The organism is Nocardia sp. NPDC059228 (assembly GCF_042754245.1).
Classification (GTDB): Bacteria; Actinomycetota; Actinomycetes; order Mycobacteriales; family Mycobacteriaceae; genus Nocardia.
Genome location: NZ_JBHZAL010000004.1, coordinates 88,305 through 102,159 on the forward strand (window position 1 = coordinate 88,305; position 13,855 = coordinate 102,159).

Annotated in this window: 13 protein-coding genes; 2 read left to right on the plus strand and 11 right to left on the minus strand. The window is 71.2% G+C overall.

Going from position 1 to position 13,855, the window contains the following annotated elements:
* Positions 1–76: 76 nt before the first annotated feature.
* The 6 genes from ACFXKA_RS08640 to ACFXKA_RS08665 all read right to left on the minus strand — a co-directional run bounded on the left by ACFXKA_RS08640 (position 77) and on the right by ACFXKA_RS08665 (position 6,286).
* Positions 77–1,783, minus strand: coding sequence for a DEAD/DEAH box helicase (locus tag ACFXKA_RS08640; protein ID WP_379426680.1), 1,707 nt, complete (start codon positions 1,781–1,783; stop codon positions 77–79).
* Complete coding sequence (locus ACFXKA_RS08645) at positions 1,776–2,717, minus strand: M48 family metalloprotease (protein WP_354831820.1); 942 nt, start codon at positions 2,715–2,717, stop codon at positions 1,776–1,778. Before ACFXKA_RS08645 ends, ACFXKA_RS08640 begins: the two co-directional genes overlap by 8 nt.
* A 43-nt stretch (positions 2,718–2,760) precedes the next feature.
* On the minus strand, positions 2,761–3,162 hold the full coding sequence (locus ACFXKA_RS08650; RefSeq protein WP_354831823.1) for a BlaI/MecI/CopY family transcriptional regulator: 402 nt from the start codon (positions 3,160–3,162) through the stop codon (positions 2,761–2,763).
* A gap of 78 nt (positions 3,163–3,240) precedes the next feature.
* Positions 3,241–4,068 (minus strand): ABC transporter ATP-binding protein, encoded by an 828-nt coding sequence (locus ACFXKA_RS08655; protein WP_379426681.1) that lies wholly within the window; start codon positions 4,066–4,068, stop codon positions 3,241–3,243.
* A complete protein-coding gene (locus ACFXKA_RS08660) occupies positions 4,065–5,195 on the minus strand; it encodes a FecCD family ABC transporter permease (protein ID WP_379426915.1) in 1,131 nt (376 codons plus the stop codon). Before ACFXKA_RS08660 ends, ACFXKA_RS08655 begins: the two co-directional genes overlap by 4 nt.
* 53 nt (positions 5,196–5,248) lie before the next feature.
* Complete coding sequence (locus ACFXKA_RS08665; protein ID WP_379426682.1) at positions 5,249–6,286, minus strand: FecCD family ABC transporter permease; 1,038 nt, start codon at positions 6,284–6,286, stop codon at positions 5,249–5,251.
* 115 nt (positions 6,287–6,401) lie between these two features.
* On the opposite strand from ACFXKA_RS08665, the gene ACFXKA_RS08670 reads away from it, so the two are divergent.
* On the plus strand, positions 6,402–7,106 hold the full coding sequence (locus tag ACFXKA_RS08670; RefSeq protein ID WP_379426683.1) for a hypothetical protein: 705 nt from the start codon (positions 6,402–6,404) through the stop codon (positions 7,104–7,106).
* 177 nt (positions 7,107–7,283) lie between these two features.
* On the opposite strand, the gene ACFXKA_RS08675 is transcribed toward ACFXKA_RS08670, so the two are convergent.
* From ACFXKA_RS08675 to ACFXKA_RS08695, 5 genes are all read right to left on the minus strand, one after another.
* A complete protein-coding gene (locus tag ACFXKA_RS08675; RefSeq protein ID WP_379426684.1) occupies positions 7,284–7,694 on the minus strand; it encodes an LpqN/LpqT family lipoprotein in 411 nt (136 codons plus the stop codon).
* The gene (locus tag ACFXKA_RS08680) at positions 7,634–9,037 is read right to left on the minus strand and encodes a hypothetical protein (protein WP_379426685.1); all 1,404 of its coding nucleotides are present in this window, start codon (positions 9,035–9,037) and stop codon (positions 7,634–7,636) included. The genes ACFXKA_RS08675 and ACFXKA_RS08680 overlap by 61 nt, the downstream gene beginning before the upstream one ends.
* A gap of 389 nt (positions 9,038–9,426) precedes the next feature.
* A complete protein-coding gene (locus tag ACFXKA_RS08685; RefSeq protein WP_379426686.1) occupies positions 9,427–10,437 on the minus strand; it encodes a nucleotidyl transferase AbiEii/AbiGii toxin family protein in 1,011 nt (336 codons plus the stop codon).
* A complete protein-coding gene (locus tag ACFXKA_RS08690; protein ID WP_379426687.1) occupies positions 10,434–11,084 on the minus strand; it encodes a hypothetical protein in 651 nt (216 codons plus the stop codon). Before ACFXKA_RS08690 ends, ACFXKA_RS08685 begins: the two co-directional genes overlap by 4 nt.
* A gap of 54 nt (positions 11,085–11,138) precedes the next feature.
* The gene (locus tag ACFXKA_RS08695) at positions 11,139–12,563 is read right to left on the minus strand and encodes an amidase (protein ID WP_379426688.1); all 1,425 of its coding nucleotides are present in this window, start codon (positions 12,561–12,563) and stop codon (positions 11,139–11,141) included.
* Positions 12,564–12,719: 156 nt separating this feature from the next.
* Here ACFXKA_RS08695 and ACFXKA_RS08700 point away from each other — a divergent pair, with 156 nt between their 5' ends.
* Complete coding sequence (locus ACFXKA_RS08700; protein WP_379426689.1) at positions 12,720–13,697, plus strand: LuxR C-terminal-related transcriptional regulator; 978 nt, start codon at positions 12,720–12,722, stop codon at positions 13,695–13,697.
* Positions 13,698–13,855 lie beyond the last annotated feature (158 nt).

The window sequence follows — 13,855 nt, forward strand, 5'->3', positions numbered from 1 at the left end:
CTCAATCTCGTCCGATTTGCCGGAAAACCCGCTCGATTTCGCGCGCGTGTCGTAGGAACGTCCAAACGTGTCGGCGTCAGCGGGACGAACGTCGGGCCGCGCCCGGCTTGCGCTTCTTGTTGTGCGGCCGGCTCTCGCCCTTCGGCCGCTGCCGGAACCGCGGCTGCTCGCGCGAAGCCTCCGCCGCGGGCGCCGGCGGCGCCGAGGGGTCCGGCACCGGACGGCCACTGGGCCGGCGCGCGCCCGTGATCTCGAGCAGCCGCCGATCACCCGGCCGCACCTCCACGTCGGTGAGCGTCACCGAGGCCCGCTCCGCCAGCCGCGCGGCCTCCTCCCGGTCGTCCGGGGTGACGATGGTGACGACCGTGCCCGACGCGCCCGCCCGCGCGGTCCGCCCGGTCCGGTGCAGATAGTCCTTGGGATCCGCGGGCGGATCCACGTGCACGACCAGCGAGACATCGTCGATGTGCAGCCCGCGGGCGGCCACATCGGTGGCGACCAGTACGGGCGCGGTTCCGTCCGCGAACGCCGCGAGCATGCGATTGCGCTGGTTCTGCGCCTTCCCGCCGTGCAGCGCTACCGCGCCGATCCCGATCTCGCGCAGCTTGCGCGCCAGCTTGTCGGCACCGTGCTGGGTGCGCACGAACAGCAGCGTCCGGCCCTGCCGCGCGGCGATCTCGCTGACCACCGCCCGCTTGTCGGACCGCCGGACATGCAGGGCGTAGTGCGCGATATCGGGTCCGGCCGCGACGCTTCCGAGCTCGCTGCCCGAATCCGTGTCTGCCGCACCGGTTTCCACCGGCCCCGCCGACGTCGCGGCCGGAACGGTGCCGATCGCATGGGTCGCCGGTTCCCGCAGGTACTTCCGCACGAGTTCGTCGACTGTCTCGTCGAGGGTCGCCGAGAACAGCAGTTGCTGCGCCTCGCGCGGCACCTTGTTGAGCAGCGCCGTCAGCTGCGGCAGGAAGCCCAGCTCGGCCATGTGGTCGGCCTCGTCGACCGTGACGACCCGAATGTCGCCCAGCTGCACCGCTTTCCGCCCGAGCAGATCGGTCAACCGCCCCGGCGTCGCGATGACGACGTCCACCCCGCGCGCCAGCCGCTCCTCCTGCTTCTTGATGGGCAACCCGCCGACCGCCGTGGCCAGCCGCAGCCCCAATGACAGCGCGGGCTCGTCCAACGCGCTCTCGATCTGAATCGCCAGCTCCCGCGTCGGGGCCAGAATCAGCCCGCGCGGCCGCCGCGGCGCACTCGGCGCACCGAACAGCCGTACCAGCATCGGCAGCCCGAACGCGAGCGTCTTCCCCGACCCTGTCGCCGCCCGGCCCAGCACGTCCCGTCCATCCAGAATGTCCGGAATCACCGCTGCCTGAACAGGAAACGGCTTATCGATTCCGCCCCGCCGCAGCGCCTGCACCAGCACCGGCGGCAGTCCCAGATCCGCGAACCGCACCTCGCGGCCCTCGGAACCGGCCCTCACGCGCTCGTCCACCGGGCTCGTGGTCCCAGCCGGGTCGCGCTGGTCCGGCCCGATCTCGCGGGCGCCGGCCCGGCGGGCTTCGGCCGCTCGGTCGGTCGGCGAAGCCTCGGCTGCGGGTGACGAGTCGGTGGTGATGGTTTCCTCCCGGGCTGAAGTGGGTGTCGAAGTCGGAGTGGGTACGGGGTTGCCGCTGATGGCGGGCGGTGGCGAAAGGCTCTCGCCCGGGCCGGAATCGGCGGCGGGCATGGCGGATTGCGCCGCGCCCGAGTCGGATTCGGGAGCAGGCAGGTGCGGATCAGGCACGGCTGACCAGGCGGCTGAGCTCGACCAGCCAGGGGATCGCGACGGCGAGGGTCGGGACGACCAGGATCGCGGCGGCGGCGAGGTAGGCGGCGACGGCGATGCGGAGATCGCCGATCGGACCGGCCAGGCGCTGGATGCGGATCAGGGTGGTCGGGCCGCCGACGGCCATGGCGCCCTGTGGGGCCGGGGAATTGGAGCAGGCCACCAGGGCGCGCGCCAGGGGAGTGGGACCGGTGACCTTGACCGCGGAGTCGTCGGCGAGCAGTTCGATGAGCAGCTTCACCGAGTCCAGCGCGGATTTGGAACGGACCACACGGGGGAACGCCTCGTGCGCGGCGGTGAAGGCCTCGAGTACCAGATCGTGGCGGGCGCGCAGGTGGGAGCGCTCGTGGCTGACGATGGCGGTGAGTTCCTCGTCGGACAGGTTGGTGACGGTGCCCTGGCTGAGGACCACGCGCCGGCGCAGGCCGGGCAGGCAGTAGGCGATCGGCTCGGTGGCGGCCAGTACCCGGATATCGGCCGATTTCCGATGCACACCGGACTGATCCAGCAGGTCGACGAGCATGCGGTGGCGGGCGCGGCGGCGGCGGGTGTGGATGCCGACCCGGATCACCGACCAGATCAGCCGCGCTCCGACGAGCAGGGTGAGCGCGAACACCAGGACCAGGGCCAGCCACAGCGGCAAACCGAGGGCGTCGATCTCCTTGCTGGGCGTGGTGGTCGGACGGCCGTCGCCGCCCGGGACGAGGAGCCGGGAGGCGATGGCGAGTCCGGAACCGAAGGCGCTCAGCACCGCGGCCAGCGCGATCGCCTGCCACAGCACCAGCGCGGCACGAGGGCTGCGATAGGGCCAGGTGGCCCGGCTGAGCAGCGTTGGCACCGGTCCCGCCAATAAGAGGGCGAGACCGGCGAAAACCGGCGCTGTCCAGTCCATGTCCTCAGCTCACTGCGTTGTGGGGCTCGGGCCGAGGCTACGGCTATTTGGACTCGGGTTTGTCCTTGCGCGCCACCTCGGTGGCTTCGAGCTTAGCGAGTGCGTCGCGCAATGCGGCAGCCTCGTCCGCGCCGACCTGTTCGACGAAGTGCACCAGTGCGGCGCGGCGGCTGCCGACTTCGTCCGCCTGCTGCAGTGCGTCGACCATGAGGCTGGCGACGAGTTCGTCGCGTGTGTGCACCGGCGCGTAGCGGTGCGCGCGGTCGTCGCGCTGCTGGACCACCAGATTCTTCTTCGCCAAGCGCTGCAGAACGGTCATCACCGTGGTGTACGCGAGTTCACGACGCTCAGCGAGGGCTTCATGGACCTGCCGGACCGTTTGGGGTTCGTCGGCCGACCACAACTGGTCCATGACCGCTTTCTCGAGTTCACCAAGACCTGCCATCCCACAAGTTTACGGAGACAACGACAGGAATGCGTACTACAGCCCGTCGTAACCGGCGAGTTGCTGGTGTGGTATTGCTCATACCCCGGCATCCGCCGGCATGCCTCCGGATCGGGAGTCGCGCACGTGCCGGGCGCCGATGGGCACGATCATCGGCCGCCCCGACACCGGGTCCTCGAGCATCTCGGCGCGCAGGCCGAAAACCGCGCGCAACAGCTCGGCGTCGATGATGTCGGCGGGCACGCCCTGGGCGACGATGCGGCCGGCGTGCATGACGATGAGGCGGTCGCTGTAGCGGATGGCCAGATTCAGATCGTGCAGGACCATGACCACGGTGCGGCCGAGGTCGTCGTGCAGGCGGTCGACCAGGTCGAGGACCTCGAGGGAATGGGCGAGGTCGAGGTAGGTGGTCGGCTCGTCGAGCAGCAGGATGTCGGTGCCCTGGGCCAGGGCCATGGAGATCCAGGCGCGCTGGCGCTGGCCGCCGGAGAGCTCGTCGAGGGTGCGGCCCGCCAGGTCCGCGATACCGGTCTGTTCCAGGGCGGCGGTCACCTCGGCCTCGTCGTCGGCCGACCACTGCCGCAGCCAGGACTGATGCGGATGCCGGCCGCGGGCAACGAGATCCGCGACGGTCAGGCCCTCGGGCGCGACCGGCGTCTGGGGCAGCATGCCGACGATGCGCGCGACGTCCTTGGTCTTCATGGTGGAGATGGCCTTGCCGTCCAGTAGGACCCGGCCCGACCGGGGCCGCAGCAACCGGCCCAGGGAGCGCAGCAGCGTCGACTTGCCGCAGCCGTTCGGGCCGATGACGGTGGTGATCAGCCCGGGCTCGATCTGCACCGAGAGCCCGTCGACGATGACCCGCTCGCCGTAGCCGAGGGTGATGTTTTCCGCCGCGAGAGTCACAGTGTCGCCTTCCGGTTGGTCCGAACGAGCAGGTAGAGCAGGAACGGTCCGCCGACGGCCGCGGTGACCACGCCGACCGGCAGCGAGACGGGAAAGACGGTGCGCGCGAGCAGGTCCGCCCCGACCACCGCGATCGCTCCGACCAGTGCCGAGGCGACGACCGGTTCCCCGGGGGTCCGCAGCAGTCGCCGCGCGATCTGCGGCGCGGCCAGCCCGACGAACCCGAGCGGGCCCACCGCCGCGGTCGCCAGCGCGGCGCAACCGACCGCGGCGGCAAGGAGAATCGCCTGCTGGGTCTGGATGCGGACGCCGAGGATGCGCGTGGTGTCGGTGCCGAACCGCAGCGCGACCAGCGTCCGCGCCGACCCGGCCGTGACGAGCAGCGCGACGCCCAGACCGATCGCGGCGGGCACGAGGGACGACCAGTCCGCCGCGTTCAGCGACCCGGTGAGCCACTGCTGGGCATGCGCGGCATCGGTGAGCGTGGCCCGCGTCAGCAGCCAGCTCACCACCGACAGCAGCGCCGCGTTCACGCCGATCCCGATGAGCACCAGCCGGAATTCCATGACCCCGCTGTCCCCGGTCGCCGTCCGGCCCCAGGCCAGCAGGTAGATCAGCACGGCGGTGAGCAGCCCGCCGGCCAGTGCCGCCGCCGAAACACCCAGCGCCGCGGCCGTGCCCGTCCCGACGCCACCCATCCCGACCAGCACCGCGACCGCACCGCAGCTCGCGCCGGAGGTGATGCCCAGCAGATCCGGGCTGGCCAGCGGATTGTGCAGAATCGACTGCGTCACCGCGCCCGCCAACCCCAGCGCCGCCCCGACCACGATCGCGGTCAGCGCCCTGGGCAGCCGCGAATCCATGATCACGAACCGCTGCGCGCGAGTCCCTCCGCCGCCCAGCACATCCAGCACCCGCCCGAGCGGAATCCGGAACTCGCCCACCGCGATATCCAGCGCGAACAACCCGAACAGAGTCGCCGCCAGCGCAACCACGGTGAGCACCGCGCCGATTCGCAGCACCGCCGAGATCCGACCCACTCGCACCGCGGGCCGAACACCGCGCACCGTGTCGACGGAGGTTGGCGCGGCGGAGGGTAATTGGGCGCTTCCGCGGGTGTTTGCCATGGGGTGGCTGGGGCTCACCGCGTTGCGGGTGGCGTTGGGAGGTGTCGGAAGAGTCACAGGCTCACCAGCTTTCGGCGGCGGACCAGAAGGATGAAGAACGGTGCGCCCAGGGCGGCGAGGGTGACGCCGGCCTGGAGTTCGCCCGGGCGGGCGATGAGGCGGCCGGCGGTGTCGGCGAGGAGCAGGACCAGTGCGCCGAGCAGGCCCGAAAAGGGGAGCAGCCAGCGGTAATCGGGGCCGGTGAGGGCGCGCGCCAGGTGGGGGACGATCAGGCCGAGGAAGGCGATCGGTCCGACGGCGGCGGTGGCCGCGCCCGCCAGGAGGACGACCGCGGCCAGGCCGAGTGCCCGGCTGCGGGCGACATTCACGCCGAGACCGCGGGCGACATCATCGCCGAGGCCGAGCAGGTTGAGGGCGGGGGCCGAGGCCAGGGCCAGCATCGCGCCCAGCGCGAGGAATGGCAGTACCTGGCCGAAGGTGGAGGCGTCGTGCCCGGCCACGTCGCCGACCACCCAGTAGCGGTAGGTATTGAGGGCGGTGCCGTCCAGCAGGACAACGATATTGGTCATGGCCTGCAGGAACGCGGTGACGGCCGCGCCGGCGAGGACCAGGCTGAGCGGGCTCGCCCGGCCGCCCCCGAGCGAGGAGACGCCGAATACCACCAGGCCCGCGAGTAGCGCGCCCGCGAAGGCGAACCAGATGTACTGCGCGGGCGTGGTGAGGGCGAGCAGGTGGATGCTCAGCGCGGCCAGGAAGGCCGCGCCCGCATTGATGCCGAGTAATCCGGCGTCCGCCAGCGGATTTCGGGTGTAGCCCTGGATCAGGGCTCCGGCCATGCCGAGCGCGAGTCCGGCGACCAGGGCGAGTCCTGTTCGCGGAAGGCGTAATTCGCGCACGATCTGGGCGGCCGAGCCGTCCGCGGGACACGAGAGTGGTAGTCCACCAGGGCAAATGAGCGCGTCGTACACGGTTCCGAGACTCAGATTCCGGGAGCCGAGGGCAATGCTGGCCGCGATGGCACACAGCAGCAGGGCGGCGAGAACGAGAAGTCCGGACAGACGTCGCCGTCTGGTGGTGACTACGGCGGGCACGGTGACGAACTACTCCTGACGCGTTCATTGCTTCGATAAGTCTGGTAAGCCTAACCTATCTTCCCGTGCTCGTTGTCCATGCATTGGCCGAATAGTCGATGAATGAGGAGGTTCGATGCTCGAACCCGTAACCGTGTGTCCGCCGCGCGATTCCCGGCTCGCCTTCGGGACGGCCTGTTCCCGCCTGCGCGCCCTGCAACCCGAACACCCGCGCGTCTACGCCGTCGCCGCCATGGCCGACCAGGGCAAACGCCGCTGGTGGCGGCTCGCCGACGGCATCCGCGAGGGGCGGATCGAGGTGATGTACCGGCGGCACGCGGCCGAGATGAGCAATGCCGACATCGCGGCCGAAGTGGTGGCCACGGCGCTCATCCACGCGGTGATCGGACGGGTGATGGCCATGGTGGTGTCCGAGGGCCGAGCCTGGGATCCGGGCCTGGAGAACCTGTGGATCCACACCGACAACGACGGCGGCATCGACTGGGCCGGCCTGTCCGACACCACGATCCGCGTGATCGACGGCGACCGCCTCACCGGCGAGGACGGCGTCGTGGCCCTGCCCTGTGAGCCGGCGCTCTACGTCTGGCTCGCCCACCGCTGCCTGCCGGCGCTGTCCCTGATCCAGGAGGCGATGGCGCGCTGCGCGGGTCTGAGCGTCCGCCGCTTCTGGGGCCTGGTCGCGGAATCCATTGTGGGCGCGGCGACCTACGTGCCGGCGCTGTCGCGCACCTCCTCCTCGGAGGGAGCCCGCCGCGGCCAGGCCATGCTGGCCGCGTTCGAGGACCGCGGTCTGCCGGTCCGCCGGGCCTGCATCAGGTAGGCCCGACCCACACCTGGCGTCGCCCGGTCGGGACCGGATCCGGTCTCGACCGGGGTCAGGAGACGGCCACCGGCCCTGCTCCGTCGCCCGCGGCCCGGGTAGAGTCGGACCGCCGCCGGGAAACAAGGGCCAGAGCAGAACCCACAGCACGCCACAGACATTGACGGGCTTCGCTCCTCAGACCGTGATGGTGATCTGCTGGTCGATGGTCTCGATGGCCGACTGCAGCACCCCGGCCTGGTCCTGGTTGCTGGTGGCGTTCAGCTGCAGGACGTAGTAGACGCCGCCGGGTCCGGGAATGACCACGGTCTCCTGCGCGGACACCGCGGAAATGCCTTGCAGCGTGTAGGTTCCCGCGATCCGGTAGGCGGGGAATCCGGAGACGGTGGTGACCGAGCCGGTGCCGATCCGGGTGGAGCCGGGCAGGTTCTTCATCTCGCCGGCGGCGTCGGCGATCAGCTTCTGCGGATCGACCATCCCCCGCAGTTTCGACAGCAGCGCAATGATATTCGGGGTGTAGTTCGCCCCTACCGCGTCGGGGCCGCTGTACACGATCGCGCCGATGGTGCCGACAGCAGCGGATCCCACGCGTGCTCGCCGGTGGCGTCCGCGATCCGCTGTGCCCGGGCGAGCAATCCGCGCGCCTCGGAGGTGCGGTCGTGGTGTGTTTCGATATCGGCGAGCAGGGCCAGGAAGAACGGGGCCATGACGGTGCTGCCGTCCTCGGTGATGGCGTCGTACGCCGCGAAGGCGGCGGCCGGATCGGTGTGGTCGCCGGTGAGTGTGCGTGCCCAGACCTCGACCACCTTGGCGCAGGCCGCCCACTGGCCACCGCCCGCGGCGCTGAGTTCCGCGTGCACCGCCGCGGCGGCGCCCGCGGTGCCTTCGGTGACGCCCAGCACGCCGTAGACCTCCACGAAGGTCAGCCGCGCGGCCAGGATGTTGAAGACGTCACCGCGAGTCCGGGCCAGCTCCAACGACATTCGGCAGTATTCTTCGGCGGCGGCACGGTCGCCGCGCAGCGCCTCCATCAGTCCCATCCAGCAGTACACCCGGGGATGGAAGAAGTGTGTCGGGTCGCTGACCGTCTCCGGTGGCGGGAAGGTCTCGAGCATGCGCCGGGCGCGGGCCAGCATGTCGTCCCGGTCGCCCCGCAGTGCGGTGGTCATGATGTCCACGAACTGGCTCGCCACCCCGGCGGCGGGATCGTTCGAGGCCTCGTACCGGGCCCGGAGGCCGTTGGCGATGACCTCGGCCTCGTCGAGCCGGCCGCGGGCGCACAGCATCATGCAGCGCATGGCCGCCGCGCCGTGGAAGTCGCGTCCGTCGATCTGCTCGCCGAGTTCGAACGCGCGTTGCACGGCGGTCAGGGCCGTGGCGCTGGTCTGGCCGTGCAGGATGCCGCGGGCCCCGGCGAGGTGCCGCCACAGGGCCGACTGTCGTTCCAGCAGTTCGGGTTTGGCGGGCAGGCGGCGGCAGATCTGTAGTGCGTGATCGGCCAGGGTGACGAGGTCCACGTAGGCGGAGCGGGCGAGGGCGCGCTCGATCACGGTCTCGTGGATCTCCAGGGCCGCATGGGTATTGATCTCGGTGCCCGCCCGCCACGCGTGGTCGGCGGCGGCGATGGCCTCCTCGTAGGGCGAGGTCGGCAGCGCGGCAGCGCGATCCGACGCGATGGCCGAGTGCGTGGCGGTCCGCTCCGCCACCGGAATCCGGGCCAGCACCGCGTCGCGCAGCAGGCCGTGACTGAAGCAGAACACACCGGGCCGTTCGCGGTGCTCGTCGAGCAGACCCGTCTCGTAGGCCGGTCGCAGCTGCGCCCGGACCGATGGGACCGGCGAGTCGAGGATGCCCGCGAGCGTCGCGACATCGAACTCCGGGCCGATCACCGCGGCCGCGGCGAGCGCGCGCCGGCTGGGCTTGCCGAGCACCGCCAGCCGGCGACCGACCGCGGCGGCGATGGCATCGGAACGGCGTCGAGGTCGGGCACGGCGGGGCCGCCCGCGTGTGCGCCGACCGCGTGCGCTCGCACCAATTCCTTGATGTAGAAGGGATTTCCGCGGGCATGCGCCCACAGGTGCTCCGACAGTTCCGGGTACGGCGAGCACGCACCGCTGTTTCGGCCCGCCCAGGGCCGCCGGGGTCCCGTCGACGCACGCCTCGATCGCGCCGAACAGCGAGTACTCGACCGGACCGGTCATGCGGATGCGTCTCTCTCGGACGGGCGAACACGGCGAAAAGCGCAGATTTGGTTTGTAACACGTCCCGCCGCGCCCCGCCCACCGGTCACAGAAATTCAGCGCATGAGCGTTGATCCCTGTCAGCGCTGCTCACCGAGCTCCTCCGGGTGGAAGGCCGGCGCGAGGGCTTCGGTCAGCCGCCGGGCGAAGGCCTCCTGCTGGTCCGCCAGGTCCGGGCGGTCCTTCGCGAACTCGGCCCAGTCGGCGTCGATGGCGATCTGCCGCAGCTGGATGAACCGGGTGTCCGGGGTGACCGCGCGAAGCAGTTCCGGCGTCGGCGTGCAGTGCTCGGCGAGCAGGACGGCGTCGTAGAGGTCCTTACCCTCGGGGAAGCGGTCGTCGGTGAGCCACAGCAGTTTCCACGCCAGCGACAGTTCCGGGCCGGCCGCGAGCATGGCGGCGGCCGGGCCGGGGCGGCCCAGGCGAGGGATCTCGGTCCAGCGCGGCGGTTCGGGCAGGGGTTCGTTGAACACGAAGTCCAATTGCACGGTGCCGGAGGGGATCCGGGCATCGAGGGCGGTCCAGGGCACGACCAGACGGCGACCGGGAACGCGGTCGTAGGTCCAGATGTCGGCATCGACGGCCTCGCCGGCGTGGAGACGGATCGACTGGGAGGCCTCGGCGTGCGCGGCCACCCGGGCGGCGATATCGGCGAGCATGCTGTCGGTGAGGTCGCTGTGGAACTCCCACTCGGTGGGCAGCACGATGAAGTCCACGTCGCCGGGCTCGCGGGCCAGGTCGCCGAACCAGGCGCCGAGCAGGACGCTGCCGCGCAATACCAGGTGGTCGGTCCAGGGAGAATCGGCGATGGCCGCCAGCACGGTATCGAGGGCGTCGCGGCGAGCGGCGAACCAGGCCGCGGCCAGGTCCGCGTCGTCGAAGTGCGGTTCGCTCAAACGCATTCCCATGCGATGATCCGCCATGGCGGGATCGAAGACCGGCCGCTGCAGGACGCCGTCACCCGCGACCGGCAGCAGCGTGCGGGGCAGGTCGCGTAGTTCCCGGTCCGCTGCGGACGGCGGCTGGGCCGGGACCACGGCGGTGGGCTTCCACGGGCCGGGCCCCAGCGCGGTCCACGGGGTGGTTGTCATGGCCGATTCCCTCCCTCGACGATCCAGCCGGCGTCGATCGACTCGTCCGTGTCGAGGACGACGAATTCACGTTCGGCGGAGAGTACTTCGTAGTTGTTCGCTTGCAGCGCGGTCACCAGGGCGGTGTGGCGGGCGGTGGCGGTGGCGTCGCCGACCAGGCGGCAGCGCTGGGTGACGAACCGCTCGGTGCGGCGGCCGGGACGGGTGCGGCGGGCATTGGCGGAGAGGTGTGCGGTGTGGGCGGTGGCGAGGCGGGCGAGTGCGCGCACCTCGGTGCCGGGTGTGAGCAGCAGTTTGATGTGGTGCTCGAAGTAGTAACCGGCACCCAGTGCGACGGCGGCGTCATCGGTGGCGGGCACGCCTGTCGTCCAGGGTGTCGCCTCGATCTTGGTGCGGACCACCTCGAATCCTGCGGCATCGAGCCGCGCGGTGAGCGCCGCTACCGAATCCGCAACCGCGGGAAGCGATCCCGCGGCGCGGACGGTGAGCATCGGCTGGTCGATGACGCGGCCGCGCTCCAGCACGATGTGCACGAACTTCAATCCGTGTGCGGCGGCGTACCGTTCGAGGCGTCCGGCATCGGTCGCGCGCACGGTGAGGTGGGCTTCGAAGTCGCCGTGGAAGATCGGGGGAGCGGTCGCGGTCACCGCGCCATCCTCGCAAACCCACCGCCGTGCCGTCGCAGGGTTTTCGGCGGCGGATCAGTGCGCGTAGATCCCGGGACGCTGCCGGTGCCAGGGGAGGCGGCGCTCCAGGTCGGCGGCGATGGCGAGCAGGGTGGCCTCCCGGCCGTAACCGGCGACGAACTGCACACCGACGGGGAGGTTCGAGGCCGAGCGGCCCAGCGGCAGCGAGATGGCCGGGTTGCCCGTCGCATTGAACAGCGCGGTGTACGAGCCGAATTCGAAGATCTTGCGATACCACTCGGGTGCGGTCAGCGCCGGATCATCGGCGTCGAGGTGGCCCAGCGGCAGCGCCGGCCGCGCGGTGGTGGGGGTCAGGTACAGGTCGTAGTCGGTGAGCAGGCGGGCCACCGCGCGGCGCGCCGTATTGAAGGTCGACTCGACCGCGTACAGATCGGCCGCGGTGCGGGTGGCGCCGTAGGCGACACAGGCGCGGGTGGTGGCCTCGAGGTGATCGGCGCCCGGCGTGACGCCCAGCGCGGCCGCGGCGGTGGTGACGGCGTCGGCGAGGAAACTGCACCAGGCGTCGAGGTTGGCGCGGTGGAACGCCTCGTAATCGACGGCGGGATCGGCCAGTTCGACCTGATGCCCCATGTCGGCCAGTTCGCGGGCGACATCCGCGACCGCCCGCGCGCAGTCCGGATCGGCCTGCGACAGGTCGGCGGTCACGGCGATGCGCAGCACGGGCGCGGGCCGGGTGATGAGCGTACGGAAGTCGGCCGGCTCGGCGGGGAACAGGTACTTGTCCCCGGGTTCGCTGCCGTGCACGGCGTCGAGCAGGCCCGCGCAGTCCCGCACCGTCCGGGTGACCGCGAACTCCACACCCATACCCAGCAGCGGATCGGCGTAATCGGGTGCGGCGGAGACCCGTCCGCGACTCGGCTTCAGCCCGACCAGTCCGCACACCGCCGCCGGGATCCGGATGGATCCGCCGCCGTCATTGGCGTGCGCGACCGGCAGCGCCCCGGCAGCCACCAATGCGGCTGCGCCGCCGCTGGATCCGCCCGCGCTGCGCGCCGGATCCCACGGATTCCGGGTGGGGGCACCGTAGGCGCGGGCCTCGGTGGTGGCGTTGAAACCGAGCTCGGGGGAGGTGGTCACCGCCATGGTGGCCAGGCCCGCGCGCCGGAAGCGGGTCATCAGCGCGGTGTCGTGCGGGTGCGCCACACCGTCGCCGAACAACCGGCTGCCATTGCGCTGCGGCACGCCCGCCGCGTGGATGATCAGATCCTTGATCGCGAACGGCACGCCGGCGAAAGGACCGGACGGGTCGTAGTCCAGCGGCTGCTCGAACACCTCGCCCACGACCGCCCCGAGCTGGGGATCGACCTGGGCGATCGCGGCCGCCGCCGCGGCCTGGACCTCGGCGGCCCCGGCCTGTCCCTGCCGCATGAGGGTGGCGAGACCCGTCGCGTCGTGTGCCGCGTAGTCGGCGATATCCATCGGAAACCTCCCGGTGCTGTGTGCTGGTGCGCCAGAACGTAGGTCGCCGCGCCGGGTGCGGCGTCCGTCGATCGACGGACGCGGTTCTGCGGTCCGGGTGCTGTCTGCACACACTCCCGCGGCCGCGGGAATCGTGACCCGCGTCATACTGGCCGGATGGTTGCCGCATCTGATGAGGGTCTGGACCCGGCCGTCGCCCTGCGGGTCCGGACGTCGATCGCGGCGGCGACACCGGACCGGCCGGGTCTGGGCCGGGTGCTGTTCGAGCTGTCGCGGGTCGTCGCCTTCGAGCACGCGGCGCTGACACGGTTCGATCCGGTCGCCGGAGTGCATCGCACCGCGGCCAGTGTCGGGTATCCGTCGGGCGCGCTCGAGGTGATCGACACCTGCCTGCACTCGCATCCGATGTTCACCCGGCTCCGCGACGAGCGGGTACCGCTGGAACTTGCCGAGGTTCCGGCCACGGCCCGCTCCGGACCGGTGTTCGACCGGGTCATCGTGCCGCTCGGTTACCGGCAGGGCCTCACCCAGCCGTTGTTCGGCGTGGACGGCCGCTACCTGGGCATGCTGAACATGAGCGGCACTGCGGGCGTGCCGTTCTCGCGGTCATCGATGACCGCGCTCGCCCTGCTCGCCGACGTGGTCGGCGCGGCGCTCGATCCGTGCCGCAGCCCCGAGACCGTGGTCGATCCCGGGGAATCGGTCGTGCTCGTCGGCCCCGGGAATGACGTGCACGCGGTGACGGAGTTCGCCACACCGGGGTTGTTCACGGCCGGTACCGCCGGATTCCGGCTCGCGCGGTCGGTGGCCGAATCCGGTTGTCCGCGTGACTATCTCCTGCTCGCCGGCGGGGACGTCTACCGGACGCGGATGCGCCCGGCCCGCTCCGGCGGCACCCGGGTCGCCTACCGCCGGATCGACCCGCCGCACGCGCTCACCCTGCGCGAACTCGAGGTCCTCGCGCTGCTCCCGGCGGGCGGATCCAATGCCCGGATCGCCGCAGGCCTCGGCGTCGAACCCTCCACCATCGCCACCCATATCGAACGCATCCTGCGGAAACTGAACGCGCCCAACCGAACCGTCGCCGCCACCACCGCGGTGCGCTGGGGCCTCGAGGTCGACGCCGCGCGCTGATCGGCGCGGAACATGAAGTGGCGGTGGGCTTCACGCAAGCTCATGAGACGAAGGTGGTGGGTTCCGTCGAACGACGGTACCCACCCCCCGCAGGGGATCGGGGGCCCCCCAGCCCACGGGGCCACGCGCGATCCAGACGCCCAAACCAGTATATGTGC

Bases quoted from the DNA above. Each gene is read 5' to 3' on its own strand.
- ACFXKA_RS08645 (WP_354831820.1), bottom strand. From the start codon at position 2,717: ATGGACTGGACAGCGCCGGTTTTCGCCGGTCTCGCCCTCTTATTGGCG.
- ACFXKA_RS08650 (WP_354831823.1), bottom strand. From the start codon at position 3,162: ATGGCAGGTCTTGGTGAACTCGAGAAAGCGGTCATGGACCAGTTGTGG.
- ACFXKA_RS08660 (WP_379426915.1), bottom strand. From the start codon at position 5,195: ATGGCAAACACCCGCGGAAGCGCCCAATTACCCTCCGCCGCGCCAACC.
- ACFXKA_RS08670 (WP_379426683.1), top strand. From the start codon at position 6,402: ATGCTCGAACCCGTAACCGTGTGTCCGCCGCGCGATTCCCGGCTCGCC.
- ACFXKA_RS08685 (WP_379426686.1), bottom strand. From the start codon at position 10,437: ATGACAACCACCCCGTGGACCGCGCTGGGGCCCGGCCCGTGGAAGCCC.
- ACFXKA_RS08695 (WP_379426688.1), bottom strand. From the start codon at position 12,563: ATGGATATCGCCGACTACGCGGCACACGACGCGACGGGTCTCGCCACC.
- ACFXKA_RS08700 (WP_379426689.1), top strand. From the start codon at position 12,720: ATGGTTGCCGCATCTGATGAGGGTCTGGACCCGGCCGTCGCCCTGCGG.